General features: G+C 59.4%; 12 protein-coding genes. 6 read left to right on the top strand and 6 right to left on the bottom strand.

The features are described 5' to 3' along the window. Positions 1-101: 101 nt before the first annotated feature. The 6 genes from ABOK31_RS22915 (at position 102) to ABOK31_RS22890 (ending at position 8,022) form a co-directional block, all read left to right on the top strand. Positions 102-1,112 (top strand): ABC transporter permease, encoded by a 1,011-nt coding sequence (locus tag ABOK31_RS22915; protein WP_349961030.1) that lies wholly within the window; start codon positions 102-104, stop codon positions 1,110-1,112. Continuing rightward, positions 1,112-2,239 (top strand): ABC transporter permease, encoded by a 1,128-nt coding sequence (locus ABOK31_RS22910; protein WP_174181867.1) that lies wholly within the window; start codon positions 1,112-1,114, stop codon positions 2,237-2,239. Before ABOK31_RS22915 ends, ABOK31_RS22910 begins: the two co-directional genes overlap by 1 nt. A 13-nt stretch (positions 2,240-2,252) precedes the next feature. Continuing rightward, a complete protein-coding gene (locus tag ABOK31_RS22905) occupies positions 2,253-3,923 on the top strand; it encodes an ABC transporter ATP-binding protein (RefSeq protein ID WP_174181865.1) in 1,671 nt (556 codons plus the stop codon). 18 nt (positions 3,924-3,941) lie between these two features. After that, positions 3,942-5,312, top strand: a complete 1,371-nt coding sequence (locus tag ABOK31_RS22900) for an alpha-glucosidase/alpha-galactosidase (RefSeq protein WP_174181863.1) — start codon at positions 3,942-3,944, stop codon at positions 5,310-5,312. Between the two features lie 179 nt (positions 5,313-5,491). After that, a complete protein-coding gene (locus ABOK31_RS22895) occupies positions 5,492-6,634 on the top strand; it encodes a fumarylacetoacetate hydrolase family protein (protein WP_174181861.1) in 1,143 nt (380 codons plus the stop codon). 245 nt (positions 6,635-6,879) lie between these two features. Next, entirely contained in the window at positions 6,880-8,022 is a 1,143-nt protein-coding gene (locus ABOK31_RS22890; protein ID WP_349961024.1) for a hypothetical protein, read from the top strand. A gap of 214 nt (positions 8,023-8,236) precedes the next feature. Here the strand turns inward: ABOK31_RS22890 and ABOK31_RS22885 are convergent, their stop codons facing one another. The 6 genes from ABOK31_RS22885 to ABOK31_RS22860 form a co-directional block, all read right to left on the bottom strand. Further along, positions 8,237-8,785: a hypothetical protein gene (locus ABOK31_RS22885; protein ID WP_349961358.1), complete on the bottom strand. Its 549-nt coding sequence runs from the start codon at positions 8,783-8,785 to the stop codon at positions 8,237-8,239. Positions 8,786-8,834: 49 nt separating this feature from the next. After that, positions 8,835-9,311, bottom strand: coding sequence for a Crp/Fnr family transcriptional regulator (locus tag ABOK31_RS22880; RefSeq protein WP_015343447.1), 477 nt, complete (start codon positions 9,309-9,311; stop codon positions 8,835-8,837). Positions 9,312-9,364: 53 nt separating this feature from the next. Then, positions 9,365-12,079, bottom strand: coding sequence for an ABC transporter ATP-binding protein (locus ABOK31_RS22875; RefSeq protein ID WP_174181855.1), 2,715 nt, complete (start codon positions 12,077-12,079; stop codon positions 9,365-9,367). A 237-nt stretch (positions 12,080-12,316) separates the two neighbouring features. Beyond that, a complete protein-coding gene (locus ABOK31_RS22870; protein WP_349961022.1) occupies positions 12,317-13,462 on the bottom strand; it encodes a glycosyltransferase in 1,146 nt (381 codons plus the stop codon). Then, positions 13,459-14,724 carry a glycosyltransferase family 4 protein gene (locus ABOK31_RS22865; protein ID WP_349961267.1) on the bottom strand — a complete coding sequence of 422 codons (1,266 nt, stop codon included), beginning with the start codon at positions 14,722-14,724 and terminating at the stop codon, positions 13,459-13,461. Before ABOK31_RS22865 ends, ABOK31_RS22870 begins: the two co-directional genes overlap by 4 nt. A gap of 11 nt (positions 14,725-14,735) precedes the next feature. Beyond that, positions 14,736-15,950: a glycosyltransferase family protein gene (locus ABOK31_RS22860; protein WP_174181849.1), complete on the bottom strand. Its 1,215-nt coding sequence runs from the start codon at positions 15,948-15,950 to the stop codon at positions 14,736-14,738. Between the last annotated feature and the right edge of the window lie 12 nt (positions 15,951-15,962).

The following is a 15,962-nucleotide window of genomic DNA, read 5'->3' as shown; positions in this document are numbered from 1 at the left end:
GACATCCAGCGATCAGCTATCGCCGGGTAAAATGAACCGCTGGCGCATCTCGTCCTCAAGGAAGGAGAGTGCCGACAGCATCAAGAGAAGCGAACCGTCCCATGTTACGATTCCTGCTCGTTCGCATAGCCTCCGCGATCCCCGTGCTCTTCATCCTGAGCGTGGTGACCTTTGCCATCATCCAGGCACCGCCGGGCGACTATGCCGATTACATCCGCTCGCAGCTGATGAACCAGGGCGGCGCATCCTTTGAACAGGCCGATGCACAGGCGCAGGCCTATCGCAAGGAACATGGCCTCGATAAGCCGATGATTGTCCAGTATTTCAACTGGGTCGGCGGCATCGTCACCAGGGGCGATTTCGGATACAGCATGGTCTACAACAAGCCGGTGGCCGATGTCGTCGGCGAGCGCCTGCCGCGCACGCTGGCCTTGGCGCTGGTGTGCCACATCCTCGCCTCCATTCTCGGCATCGGCTTCGGCATCTGGGCGGCGACCCGGCAATATAGCTGGATCGACAATCTGCTTGCCGGCGTTTCCTTCCTCGGCATGACGGTGCCGCGCTTCCTGATGGCACTGATTATCGTCTATATCCTCGTCTTCCAGCTCAACGTCTCGGAAATCGGCAGCTTCTTCTCGCCGCAATATGGCGGCGCGCCTTGGTCCTGGGGCAAGTTCGTCGATCTCGTGAAACATGTCTGGCCGGTCGTCGCGATCGCCACCTTCGGCGGGCTTGCCTACAACATGCGCATCATGCGCGGCAATCTGCTCGATACGCTGAATGCTCAATATGTGGAAACCGCCCGCGCCAAAGGCCTTTCCGGCGGCGCCGTCGTCATGCGCCATGCCGTACCGAACGCATTGCATCCGCTCATCATGTATCAGGGCGTGGTTCTGCCCTACATGCTCACGGGCGAAATCGAAACCGCGATCATCTTCACCCTGCCAACCGTGGGCCCGGCGATCGTCGGCTCGATGGCGGTCGGCGACGTCTACGTGACGGCAACCTTCATGATGGTGCTTTCGGCAACGCTCATCATCGGCAACATCATCGCCGATGTCCTGCTTGCCCTGCTCGATCCCCGCGTGCGTCAACAGGGAGGGATCCACTAATGCTCGCCTTCAGCAACTCCCCGCCCCCGCCGGAAGAGAAAATCCAGCACAAGAGCGGCAACGAGAGCTACATCGCGCTGGTCTGGCGCCGCCTGAAGCGCTCCTGGACCGGTGTGGGTGGCCTCACCCTCGTCATTCTGCTGCTGTTGATGGCGATCTTCGCCGAGTTCGTCGCGCCGCTCGATCCGAAGGCGACCGATACCGGCTTTGCGCCGCCGCAGGTCATCAGCTTTCACGATAAGGACGGCAATTTCGTCTTCCAGCCTCGGGTCTATGCGCTCGCCGAAACCAGCGATCTCGATCCCGTCACCTTCCAGCCGATCGTCGGACCGGACTATGACCACCCACGCCTGTTGGGCTTCTTCGTCAAGGGAGACCCCTATTATCTCTTCGGCCTGATCCCCGGTAACCGCCATCTCTTCGGCACGACCGACGGCGGACCGGTTCATTTCCTCGGCACTGACAAATTCGGCCGGGATGTGTTGTCGCGCGCCATCTACGGCTCGCGCATCTCGCTGATGATCGCGCTGACGGTCGTTGCCATTGTCACCATCGTCGGGACAACGGTCGGCATGATATCTGGCTATTTCGGCGGCACGCTCGACGCCTGGATCCAGCGTTTCGTCGAGGTGGTTCTGGCCTTCCCGCAACTGCCGCTTTATCTGGCATTGACCTCGCTGATCCCGGTGACGGCACCCACCAACGTCTTCCTCGCCTTCGTCATCATCGTCATGTCGGCACTCGGCTGGGCGCAGATGTCGCGCGAGGTGCGCGGCAAGACGCTGGCGCTCGCAAGGATCGATTATGTTCGGGCTGCCATGGCGGTCGGCGCCACCGACCGGCGCATCATTCTCCAACACATTTTCCCGAACGTTATGAGCCATGTTATCGTCACGGTGACGCTGGCAATCCCAAGCGTGGTTCTCCTGGAATCCTTCCTCGGTTTCCTCGGCTTTGCCGTGAAGCCGCCACTGATCTCATGGGGCCTAATGCTGCAGGACACGTCGACCTATTCGGTCATCGGTTCCTATCCCTGGATTCTCTCGCCCGTCGCCTTCGTTCTCGTCACCGTCTTCGCCTTCAACGCGCTCGGCGACGGACTGCGCGACGCAATCGATCCCTATTGAGAGGAGAACGGATATGGCTCTCGCACTCGTCAATCCCTTCGCTCCCGACATCAGGCTCGATGCCGCCGGTAAGACCGTGGCGCCTGTCATCGATGCTCGCAACGTCGCTGTCAAATTCAAGGTCGAGGATGGCATCGTCGACGCCGTCAAGGACATCTCCTTCCAGCTCTATCGCGGCGAGACCATCGCCATCGTTGGCGAGTCCGGCTCGGGCAAATCGGTGACCGCCCGCACGGTGATGGGGCTCTTGACCAAGCGTGCCGTTGTTTCAGAAAGATCCACCGTTCACTACGACGGCAAGAACGTGCTGAAATTCTCCGAGCGGGCACGCCGGCAGCTGCGCGGCGATCGCATCTCGATGATCTTCCAGGAGCCGATGAGCTCGCTGAATCCGATCTACACCATCGGCAGCCAGATCGTGGAGGCGATCCGGGTTCATCGCAAGGTCAGCCGCCGCGACGCCGAGAAGCGGGCGCTCGATCTGCTGAAACAGGTGCAGATTCCCGACCCAGAAGCGCGGCTGAAGCAATATCCGCATCAGCTTTCCGGCGGCCAGCGCCAGCGCGTCATGATCGCCATGGCGCTCGCCAACGATCCCGACGTCCTGATTGCCGACGAGCCGACGACGGCCCTCGACGTCACCGTGCAGGCGCAGATCCTGAACCTCATCCGCAATCTGCAGAAGCAGCTCGGCATGGCCGTGATCCTGATCACCCATGACCTGACCGTCGTGCGGCAATTCTCCGACTATGTCTATGTGATGCAACACGGCGAGATGCGCGAACACAATACGACCGACGCACTGTTCGCGAATCCGCAGCATCCCTACACGCAGCACCTTTTGACCTCGGAGCCGCGCGGACAGGCAAAGCCGCTGCCGCCGAACTGCGACACGGTGCTCGAAGGCAAGTCTGTTAAAGTGGCGTTCATGCTGCGCCACGGTAGCTTCTTCAAGCCCGACATGCGCGAACTCGTCGCCGTCGACAGCCTCAATATCGAGCTGCGCCGCCACGAAACGCTCGGCCTGGTCGGAGAATCCGGCTCCGGCAAGACCACTTTCGGCCAGGCGCTGCTGCGCCTCATCGATGCCGATAGCGGCGAGATCTTTTTCGACGGAAAACCGATCCATGGCCGGTCGCGCGCCGAGATGCGGCCGTTGCGCTCGCGCATGCAGATCGTCTTCCAGGACCCGTTCTCGTCACTCAATCCGCGCATGACCATCGGCCAGATCATTTCAGAGGGGCTGGTTGTCAACAATCTCGGCGCCAACAAGGCCGAGCGGCTGGAACGTGTCAAGGAAGCGCTCGTCAGCGCCGGCATGCCGGCCAACATTCTCTCGCGCTTCCCGCACGAGTTCTCCGGCGGCCAGCGCCAGCGCATCGCGATCGCCCGCGCCATCGCGCTCGAGCCGGAATTCATTCTGCTCGACGAGCCGACCTCCGCACTCGACCTTTCCGTCCAGGCACAGATCATCGATCTCCTGCGCAAGCTGCAGGACGAGAAAGGTCTGAGCTACCTTTTCATCTCACACGACCTCAAGGTCGTCCGCGCCCTTTGCCACCGCGTCATCGTCATGCAGCATGGCAAGATCATGGAAGAAGGGCCGGTCGAAGACGTTCTATCGCATCCCAAGACCGCTTACACCGAACGCCTTGTCAGAGCGGCGTTCGAGGTAGCTTCATAGCATCCAGGAGATTTTGAAATGACAGCAACTCCCAAGATCACCTTCATCGGCGCCGGCTCGACCGTCTTCATGAAAAACATCATCGGCGACGTCTTGCAACGTCCGGCCCTCGCTGGCGCCAGGATTGCGCTGATGGACATCAATCCTCAAAGGCTCGACGAAAGCGCCATCGTCGCGCGCAAGCTAGCCTCGACGCTCGGCGCCTCTGCCACGGTCGAGACCTTCACCGATCAGCGCAAGGCACTCGATGGTGCGCACTTCGTCGTCGTCGCCTTCCAGATCGGCGGCTATGAGCCCTGCACCGTTACCGATTTCGAAGTGCCGAAGAAATACGGGCTGCGCCAGACGATTGCCGATACGCTCGGCGTCGGCGGCATCATGCGCGGCCTGCGCACGGTCCCACATCTCTGGAAGATTTGCGAGGACATACTCGCCGTCTGCCCGAATGCGATCATGCTGCAATATGTCAACCCGATGGCGATCAACACCTGGGCGATCGGCGAGAAGTATCCGACGATCAAACAGGTCGGACTTTGCCATTCCGTGCAGGGTACGGCGATGGAATTGGCGCACGATCTCGACATTCCCTACAACGAGATCCGTTACCGCTCGGCCGGCATCAACCACATGGCCTTCTATCTCGAATTCGAGCATCGCCAGCCGGATGGTTCCTATCGCAACCTCTATCCGGATCTCGTACGCGCCTATCGCGAAGGACGCGCACCGAAGCCCGGCTGGAACCCGCGCTGCCCGAACAAGGTTCGCTACGAGATGCTGACGCGTCTCGGCTATTTCGTCACCGAAAGCTCCGAGCATTTCGCCGAATATACGCCCTACTTCATCAAGGAAGGCCGCGAGGACCTGATCGAGAAATTCGGCATCCCGCTCGACGAATATCCGAAGCGCTGCATCGAGCAGGTGGCGCGCTGGAAGAACCAGGCAGAGGAATATCGCACTGCCGACAAGATCGAGGTCAAGCAATCGAAGGAATATGCCTCCTCGATCATCAACTCGGTCTGGACCGGCGAACCCTCCGTTATCTACGGCAACGTCCGCAACAATGGCTGCATCACCTCGCTGCCGTTCAATTGCGCGGCCGAAGTCGCCTGCCTCGTCGACGCCTCCGGCATCCAGCCGACCTATGTCGGCGATCTGCCGCCGCAGCTGACGGCCTTGATCCGCACGAACATCAACGTGCAGGAGCTGACGGTGAAGGCGCTCATGACCGAAAATCGCGAGCATATCTACCACGCCGCGATGATGGACCCGCATACGGCAGCCGAGCTTGATCTCGACCAGATCTGGTCGCTGGTTGACGAACTGCTCGTCGCCCACGGCGACTGGCTGCCGGAATGGGCACGCGGCAATCGCAAGGTTCAGGCCGCCTGAAGCCACTCTCTCCCGGCTTGCGGCCCAAAGGCCTCGCGGTGCTGCCGCGGGGCCTTGCATTTTTAGCGTGCGGGAAAAAATGAAAATCCAAAACGCGGGCGAATGTCGCATCGATAATCGATGGCAAAGCACATTCGCCTGGGTTAGAAAACACTCGCAGTTTGGAGGAGACGAACGACATGGCCAGCTCGGAAACATTCACCACCGGAACATTCGTTGGCCGCATCTGGCGCCCGGATGTGGAAGGCCCTGCCCTCGTCACCCTTCGCGACGGCATACTCTACGACATCACGTCGAAAGACGCGCCGACCATGCGCGATTTGCTGGAAAAGGACGATCCGGTCGCCTTCGTCCGCGCGCAGAAAGGTCAAGCCGTCGCCAAGCTCGACGATCTGCTGGCCGCCAGGGCCGACCGCTCGATCGTCCATCTTCTCGCACCCATCGATCTGCAGGCGATCAAGGCCTGCGGCGTCACCTTCGCCCGCTCGATGCTGGAGCGTGTCATCGAGGAGCGCGCCGCTGGCAATCCGGATCTTGCCGAAGCGATCCGTGGCAAAGTGACTGCACTGATCGGCGACAGTCTGCGCAACCTCAAGGCCGGCTCACCCGAAGCCGCCAAGGTCAAGGCGGCTCTGATTGAGGAAGGCGTGTGGTCGCAATATCTCGAAGTCGGCATCGGTCCGGACGCGGAAGTCTTTTCGAAATCGCAAGTCATGTCCTCCGTGGGACCGGGCGCTGATGTCGGCTTGCATCCGATTTCGAAATGGAACAATCCGGAGCCGGAAATCGTGCTGGCCGTGGACAGCCAGGGCCGTGTGAAGGGCGCCACCCTCGGCAACGACGTCAATCTGCGTGACGTGGAAGGACGATCTGCTTTGCTGCTCGGCAAGGCCAAGGACAACAATGCCTCCTGCTCGATCGGACCGTTTATCCGTCTGTTCGACGAGACGTACGCTCTGGATGACGTGCGCAATGCCGATCTCGACCTGAAGGTCGAAGGCGAGGATGGCTATGTACTGCACGGCCGCTCGTCGATGAAGGAGATCAGCCGCGATCCGCTCGACCTCGTCTCCCAGACCATCGGCCGCCATCACCAGTATCCCGATGGCTTCGTGCTGTTTATGGGAACGCTTTTTGCGCCGGTCGAGGATCGCGACACGCCCGGCCAGGGCTTCACCCACAAGGTCGGCGACATCGTCACCATCTCCAACGACAAGCTCGGCTCGCTGAAGAACCGCGTGCTGCTGTCGACTGAATGCTCGCCCTGGACGTTCGGTGCGTCGCATCTGATGCGCAACCTCGCCCGGCGCGGCCTGATTTAGGGCCTCGACTGAACCGAGATTTGGAGCAGCTCAGCCCGCCAGGCAAGCCATGGCGGGATTTCTTCAATTTGTCTGGCATTCAGCATTCGGCGACACGTGGGATTGTAAGATGTTCTGCGGTTGCTCCGCTATAGATTGCACGCCTGATCGCCTCGGTCGACAGAAGACGATCGTATGCTTCCGAGATCCGTCAGGGCAGACATTTCGCTGCGGTCGGCGCCTAAAGGTTCCTCGATGAAAGCTCATTGAAAGCTTCATTTGTTAGCGTGCGGAGGCCGGGGGGAACGGCAAACTTATCAGGGAGAAATAGGATGATAAGGTCGAGCTTGGCAATTTCCACAACTGCACTCGCGTTGATTATGATGACGCCGGCATTCGCATTCGATGGTTGGCATCAGCAACATGCTACCATGATCGAAGGCAAAGGCTCAGGCTATGATTATGTTTCGGTCGATTCAGCCACGCATCACGTTTTTCTGGGTCATCGTAAGGAAGGTTTGCAGGTCTTCGATCCCGCGACCGACAAGGTCATAAAGGTGATCGATAAGACCGCGACCGATAGTTCAGATGGCGCCGTACTCATCCCCGAATTCGATCTTGGCATTTCCAACAACGAGGATGGCACGATTACGCCGTTCAAGCTTTCAACGCTGGAGGCCCAGGCACCGATCAAGGTTGGCGAGGATCTCGACACCAGCCATTATGATGCCGTCAGCAAACGTCTGGTGCTGAATATGGGCGCCGGGCAAGACGGCACCGAACTGATCATGCTGGATGTCCCTTCACTCAAGGAAGTCGGTCGTCTGAAGGTGCCAAGCAAAAAGGTCGAAGGTGCCGATAGCGACGGCAAGTCCGCCTTCTTCCTCGCGGCACAGGATCTCGATAAAGTCTACAAGATCGACACCAAAGCCGGAAAGGTTGTTGCAACCTACGACACCGCCCCCGCTTGCGGTCACCCAACCGCAGTAACCGTCAATGCCGCTGACGAACGCGTCTACATCAGCTGCCGCGGACACGATGCCATCAAGCCCTCTTTCACCGTCCTTGATGGCGATAGCGGCAAGATAGTTTACAGCGCCGAGATCGGGGGAGGAACCGACAGCATCGTCTACGACGGCGACCTGAAACGTATCTTCACTGCAAATGGCGTGAGCGCCAATCTCAACGTTTTCGAGGTCGATGGCCCTGACAGTTACAAGCCGCTGGAAACGCTCGGCACCCGCGCCGGCGTTCGCACCATGGCGATGGACCGTCAAACCAAGGCGATCTATGCCATCACGGCTGAAGGCAGCGCCGATGCCTCGAAGAAGATCCTGACGGCAGTCTCTCCCTTCTATGCCAACACGTTCTTCCCCAATACGTTTACGGTACTGACTTACGGAAAATAGCGAAGAGTGCGACCAGAACGTCGGCCTTGCTATTCAGCCAGGGCCGACGTCGTGATGCCAAAGTCAGGCAAATCAGCATCAACCACTATTGCCAGATCTGAATATAATTGCGGCGAATGACATCTTCGGCAGAAACTCCAACGAACTCGCTATCATCCGCGCGCATGGCCGGTGCAAGCTCCTTTTCGAGCGCATCCCACGCCTCACCACGGGCTTACAGGTCGCGACGGATCAACGCGTGAGCGCAAGACCCGAGCGATGCCAGTTTCGCCGACAATTGCGCAGCATCGATAGATGCAAGATTGCCGCCGGTGAAAAACGGGTCGTCTGAAACGTCGCGTCCAATCCAGTGAGGCAATGTATGTGCGTCGAGCAAAGCGACGGATGCCGCCTCGATCTCGCATAGAACCAAACCGGTAAGCTGACCTTCGAAAACATCGAGGCAAAGCGCAGACGAGGCGATATTGTACCGCCTCTTCCGAATGCCTTTGCCGGCCAGCGCTGAGAAGACATCATATTCCTGCGATGTCAGGTAGACATTGACGATTGCAAGCGGATCGCCGCCGGCGTCGGGGTACGTCTTGCAAAGCTTATACTGCGTATCTCCGTCATCGCAGACGATCTTGCGCAGGCGCAACCTGGTGTCGTTGAGATAAAGATCGTCGATCAGCCGGAATGCCGCTCCGGAAAGATCCGGAATGTCGCCGACAAGAAACCGGCGCTCATATTCGGGCCGCGCATATTTAGGGATTGAGTTCGCCATGTCGCAATGGGCGTCCGCCGCTCAAGCACGGACGCCGAACCCTTCGATATCAATGGGTGGACATCGACTGCGGCTGGTTGAGACGGCTGCGGACGGCGGTCAGTTCCGAGGTCGTGTGGTTGAGGCGGTCCGCCAGCACGCGCATGATCTCGACGGCCATTTCCGGGAAATCGCTGAGTAGCTTCAGGAAATGCTCCTTGCTAATCTTCAAGGCTTCGAGCCTCGAGGTCGCTTTCACCGTGGCTGTACGGGAGACATCGCAGAGGATGGCAATTTCGCCAACGATGGAATTAAGGTCGACTTCGGCAACCTTGATCTCGCCGGCAGGGCTATCGACGAGAATATCAGCAGTTCCTGAAAGAACAACATAGGCCGCATCACCTTGATCACCCTGATGAAACAGGGTTTGGCCAGCATTGTAGCTGACCCGATCGGACGTAAACGCCAAGAGTTTCAATTTTGCGGGTGCAATGCGCGAAAAAATCGGCACCCGCTTCAGCATTTCAACTTCATCCTTCAGAAGCATGAGCTTCGGTACCCCCAGTGTTCGGCCCCAGACGCCACTGTCGAGATAGGATATTACGATAACAGTTCTTTGAACATACCGTTTTTCTCTAAAAGATCGGTCGTGGAGCCACTTTCGACAAGGCTGCCATGGTCGAAGACCAGAACGCGGTCGAATAATTCGGCAAAGCTGGGATTGGACAGGACCCAGATGATCGCTGGGGCATAGCCGTCGCTATCGAACTCGCCCAGAATAGCCCTCGCAATCTGATCCTGAATACGATGATCGAGCGCCGGCAGCGGACGATTGCAGATGATGTAATCGGCCCGTTTCAAAAGCGCGCGACCGAGATTGAGCTTCTGGCGCTGCACGTTCGTCAGGCGCTTGCCGCCGGAGCCGACATCGAAATCCAGGCCGATCGACAGAACGCTGTCATGCATGCCGAGACGCCCGAACACATCATACATGATCTGATGGATACGTTCCGGCGCATTGGCCTGCTGATGGGCGATACGGCCAAACAGCACGTTATCCATCAAGGTGGCGGAGGCGGTAAAACGCTCCGGATCGTAGCGCTCAATCAACTTGGCGAGATCGGCCGGAATATTCTCATAGAACTTCGCGCGCGCCTGCACGATCTTTTCCATGAGCACTTGTGTCAGAAGGCCGAAGCGGTGACGTGGTTCGATATAGGAGAAGCTTAGGCGGATAATGGCGGCACGCTCGTCATCGTCGGCCGCCTCATAGCCCTTGCCGTTCAGCTTCTGCAGCAGCGCCTCATAGGTCGGGATGTCTTCCGCCGTCATGAAAGTCAGTTGCTGGAAGAACGGGTGATCCGGCGGCAGGTCGGTAAAGAGCTCGACCGCGTTTTCGGCAATCTCGAGCCCCATATCGTACAAGTCGGACACTAGGCCCGTCTCAGCAAATACCTGCCGAAAGTAAGGGTGTGCCGCCAGCTTGCGATTGGTCATCTGCGGTCGCTTCAGCGTACCGAAGAGTAGATTTTCACCGACTGTCGCTTGCAGATTATAGGCATCGAACTCGAAGGGAACCACAAGATCCTCGAGTTTCTCCTCCTCAAGCTGCGATCGCAGTGCCTGCCGCAGCTCGACAATGCGCGACGTCAGATCCTGATGCGCGGCAGCGTCCACATTCGAACGCAATGCCATGTCGAAAATATCCTGCGACATGGTAACGGCATCGAGAACCGGACGGATGGCGGAATAAATATCATCCGGTCCCGTTGCGCCGGCGGCAGCATAATCGACCCAATCGCTATTGAGATCGAATTCCGGATTGGCCGCGCGCCGGGCCTCGGCCACGCTCCACTTGGCTTTTGCAGCCTCATCCTCGCTGTAGACAGGAGCAACGAGCGGCGCATGCTTGAGGCCGTAAAGGAGATTGCTGCGCAAGGTACCGTGAAAGAAGAACGTCTCGGAAGAGGCATAGGCGATACGTCGCCCGGTAAGCGATTCCGGTAACTCCAGGATATCGCGGCCGTCGATCGAGACGCGGCCGCTGTCCGGCCAGATCAGGCGCCCGAATGCCTCGGCGAGATATTCGCCGCCCGCACCGCTGTCGCCGACGATCGCCACCCTTTCACCCGGATGAATCTCGACCGAGACATGGTCCAGCACGCGCGCGCCGCTATCGTCAACGACGGTCAGATTTGTCGCGACGAGGGAATGAGTGATGCGGGCCGCCGGCGCATGCGAGACGACCTGGATCTTGGGATCGATCAGATTCTCGACGCTGAACTGCTCGACCACCTGATTGTACTTGACCTGAACGTCCTGACGCGACTGATCCCAGTCGATCAGTTCCTTCAGCGGTCCCGGCAGATCCTTATAGGCATTGATGACGGCAACGAGCTGACCAATGTCCAAACGACCCTGCAATGCCAGAAAGCCGCCGATCAGATAGAACAGGAACGGCGTCACCTGGGCAAGGAAGTTGTTGATGAACTTCACCAGGAACTTCCACTGATAAAGATCGTAGCGGATCGAGAAGATCAATCCGAGCCGCTGGGCGATATCGGCGCGCTCCAGGTTCGTGGTGTCGTTGGCGTGGATGGTACCGATACCGTCGACGATCTCGCCAACGCGGCCGGAAAGCTCGCGCGCCGTCAGCTGCCGCTGGCGGCCGAGTTCCAGAAGCCGCTTGCGCATACGGGGGATGACGATCGCCTGCACGGCGACGATGCCGGCGGCGATCATGCCGAGCCAGAAATTCTGCATGATGATGAAGATGAGCGCGGTGACCGCCTGGCCGCCGAGAAGGGCAGGCTGCACAAAGGCATCGCCCGTGAAGCCGCCCATCGGCTCCACCTCATCCTTGATCATGGTGGCGATTTCGGCGGGCTTTACCCGCTTGAAATGGGCAGGCGGAAACCGCAATACGCGGTCGATCAGCTCGAAGCGGATGCGGCGAAGCATGCGCTCGCCCAGCCGTCCCTTATAGGTGTTGATATAGAGCTTGAAGAGACCGTTGAGGACGACGAGCGCCAAAAACACCATGCTCAGTGCAACGAGCATCCACATGCGCGTTAGCTGCATGCCCTGAAAAATCTCGACATGGCCGATGAGCGGCACATCGAAGGCAATGTGCATGAAGGTCTGCGTATCGCCGGGATGTTCGAAACCCTTGCCCTGGATCGGCCCGTTGACGATCTGCTTCGGCAAGTCGAAGGACAGGAAGTACGGGATCATCGAGGCCGCAACGACAAGCAGTATCCAGATCTGCTCCAGCCGGGTATTCGACCAAATGTAGCGCGCTAGGCTTTTTTCCATTGCTTACTGCAGGCTTTCAAATTCAACGCCCAGCGCCAGCGCGATGCCGGCACCGATGTTGCAGAGATGCGGGAAGGTTTCGTTACGGATACGTGGCCCCATATGTGAAAGGGGACGCCGCCCGGTCTTTCGTCCACGCTCCTCCCGATTCATCGATTTTTCGATTTATATCACAAGATTGCGGGAATCCAGGAGGATAAAACGACAGGATGTCCCCGATATCAGCCGCACACGTGCCTACCTGCCCTCGCGCAGAAAGACGGATGTTCTGGCCGCGCCGCCAAGATCGATATCCGGATTGTCCGGCTTGGGTCGAGACAGCGCCGTCTTCACGGCCTCGACCAGCATATCCGTCGTCAATCCCGCCTCCGGCAAGGCCAATGCCAACCCCAATCTCTCCAGCCGTTCGGCCCTGACGGACTGCTCCGTCTCGCCGCCGGCGGTGAAAGGAACGAGAATGGCGCGGCAGCCGGCCACGAGAAGATCACCGACCGTATTATAGCCGGCCTGCGAAATCGACAGCTCGGCTGCGCGCAGAAGCGAGGGAAAATCCTTGCGAAAGCGAACGAGCTCGACGTTGCCGGGCGCGTCCATGGCGAGATCGGCATAATCCTGGTCGGGCAGGTTCGGCCCGGCGATCAATAGCCAGCGACGATCGGTCGCCACACGGCTTGCCGCCTCCAGCGAGGCGCGGATGAGGTCTCGCCCGACAGCGCCGCCACCAGCCGAAACGACGATGTCGAAGACTTCGACAGGTTCCGGCGGTAAAGCGGGTGCGACAAGACCCGTATAGACGATCTTGTCGGCGATCGCATCGGTCAAGGGAAAGGTCTCTTCCAGCCGGACGAAATGCGGATCCCCATGGACGAGCACGCCATCGAAGTGGTCGCGCAAGAGGCCGACCGTCTCTTCGTCGCGCCCCGGCTTCTTCTGCTGCTGCAGAATATCACGTACCGAAGTATAGAGCCTCGGCTTCGGATCGGCTTCAGAAATGGCATCGAGCAGCGGCAGAAGCTCGAAACGCATCTGCCTGCGACCGAAAGGAAAGGCCTCGATGATGACGACATCGGGTGCCGCCTGTCGGAACGCCTCCAGCAGCAAATCGCGGCGGCGCGACAGGAACTCCTCGCCGGCGGCATTGCCAGATTGATCGGCAAGACCGGAGAAGCCGGCGCTGCTGGCAACCACGGCCGGCAATGTGACGGAAGTGACATCCGCCCCCGGGAAGCCGTTCACCGGCACGCCGCCGGTGACTACCGTCACCTGGCAGCCGTCTTTCGCCAGAGCGCTGGCAATGCGGCTCGCCCGCGCCAGATGGCCGATACCGAGCAGATGCTGAACGTAGAAGAAGACCCGCAAGGGACGAGTATGTGAGGCCGTCATGCGGATTTCCGCCATTGATCTTCTTTCTGCCATTGCTCCTCGAACAGCCCGGTCAGTTGCCGGATGCTGGCGTGATAGTCGAAATGCTCGCGCACCCGCCTTTCTGCTGCCTCGCCCAGCCTCTGGCGCAATGCCGGATTGCGAATGGCGGATTCCAGCGCCACGGCCAGCGCCCGCGGATCCTCCGGGGGAACAACAAGACCATTTGTGCCATCTTCGAGTAGTTCGGGAACGCCGGAGACATTGGTGGAGACGCAGACAAGACGCTGGCTCGAGGCTTCGACGAGCACGTTCGGCAGCCCGTCACGATCGCCGTCGGCCGCAACCCGGCAGGCGAGCGCAAAAATATCGGCCTGGCGATAATGGGCGAGCACATCCTCCTGGGCGAGAGCACCCTTCCAGGTGATACGATCGGCAATACCAAGCGTATCGGCCAATGCCTTCAATTTCGTGAGACCGTCACCGCCGCCAATATGGGTGAAACGCCAGTTGAGATCGCTGGGAAGCAATGCCAGCGCGTTCAGCAGCACATCGTATCCCTTTTTCTCGACGGCGCGGCCCACGCTGAGAATGAATGCGGGATCGGAAGCGTCCTTGCCATCGCGACTGGAATGTTCACCGGCGAAGGAGCCGAAGCGATCGAGATCCAGACCGTGATAGCTCAGATGGACCTTGTCATCCGCACCGATCAGATCGCGCATATGCTCGAAACCGGTGTGCGTGCAGGTCACAGTCCAGCGGGCGCGGGCGAGCTTTTCCGAAAGCTCCCAGTCCGGCGAGGTCCAGATGTCCTTGGCGTGCGCCGAGCAGGTCCAGGGAATACCGGTCATGATGCTGGCATAGGACGTTACCGAGGCCGGTGTATGGATGAAATGCGCATGCAGCCACTCGCCGCCATCGGGCCATTCATGTGCCAGCACCAAGGCCTGGCCGAAGCGCCGCACGCGGTTCGGGGTGATATCGCGTTTGAGATCGGCCCAGAACTGCTTCAGGAGCGACTTGAACCCAGGCTTGCCGATGCCGGCAACGAAGGCGCGAAGCACCCTCAGCGGCTCGTTGTGCAGATATTCGGGCAGGTAGACGACGCTCGCCTTGATCTCGTCATGGACGGGATGGCGCTTCTTGTCCGTGGGCTTGCGCATCGAAATCAGCGTCAGGTCGAAGCCGGCCTTCTCCAGGCCGAGCAGCTCCTGCGCGATGAAGGTTTCCGACAGGCGGGGATAGCCTTTCAGGACCACCAGTATTTTCTTCCGCATCGACAGGTTCCGGTAATCTACTCGGCAACGATCGATAGCGGCGTATAGCGCTCGCGGTCATCGAACCATTCGCCGACGGTGCGCGAAATATGCACGAGCCCTTCCAGGCGCATGTTGCTGTTGCTCGCCGAGGGAGGAGCCTGGTTCGGCAGGCGCTTCAGGGCGGCGGCAAGCTGCTTCGGATCGGCAGATTCCTCCGGTAGAAGCATATCGACGAGGCCAAGCTCGCTTGCCCGCTGCGCGCGGATGAGCTGCTCCTCGCGCGGGCGGGTGCGCGGAATGATCAGCGCCGGCTTGTCGAAGGACAGGATCTCGCAATAGGTATTATAGCCCCCCATGGCGACGACGGCCTTGGCGCCGGCAATCAGTTCTTCCATCTTGTTGTCGAACTCGATGACCTGCAGACAGTCGATCTTGCTGGCGCGCTCCAAAAGCTGGCCACGCTCCTTGGCCGGCATATAGGGGCCAAGCACGATCAACGTCTTTTGCGTGAGGGAGCGATCTTCCTCGAAAGCGGCGATGACATCGCGGACGAGATCGGCACCGTCGCCGCCGCCGCCTGTCGTCACCAGGATATAATCCTCGTCAGGCACATGTTCCGACTTCGTGCCCAGAGTGGAAACGCTGCGCTGCAGGAAGCCGACGAACTCCATCTTCCGGCGCACGCCGGAGGGAACATCGAGGCCGACGAGCGGATCGTGAAAATCCGGCGGCCCATAGACCCAGACGCGATCGTAGAATTGATCGATCTTCTGCAGGACGTTGTTCTTCTTCCATTCGGCCTCCAGCAGGTGCGGCGCATCCATGACGTCGCGCATGCCGAGAACGAGCGTGGTGCCGCGCGCCTTGAGATAGGTCAGCGTCTCCTCGACCTCGCCTTTCAGCCCCATCGGCTCCTTGTCGACGATGAAAACGTCGGGCTGGAAGGTTTCGGCCGTATGGCGAATGATCGATTGCCGCATCTTCAGCGTTTCTTGCAATGCGACATGGCTCGCCATAGACGTGTATTCGCCGTCGCGCAGCTTGATGACGCTCGGCACTTTTACGAAATCGACACGAGCACGATAATCGAATGCCCCGGCGATCGTCGCACCGGAAATGATCAGCACGTTCAGCCCGCGATAGTCCTCAACAAGCGCATGGGCAATCGTTCTGCACCGCCTCAAATGGCCGAGACCGAACGTGTCGTGGCTATACATGAGGATTCGAGCATCTTCTAAGCGCCGCTTCATAGGCAAAAACCT

It is taken from the genome of Rhizobium sp. ZPR4, assembly GCF_040215725.1.
Taxonomy (GTDB): domain Bacteria; phylum Pseudomonadota; class Alphaproteobacteria; order Rhizobiales; family Rhizobiaceae; genus Rhizobium; species Rhizobium rhizogenes_D.
This window is presented reverse-complemented; position numbering and strand designations above follow the sequence as displayed.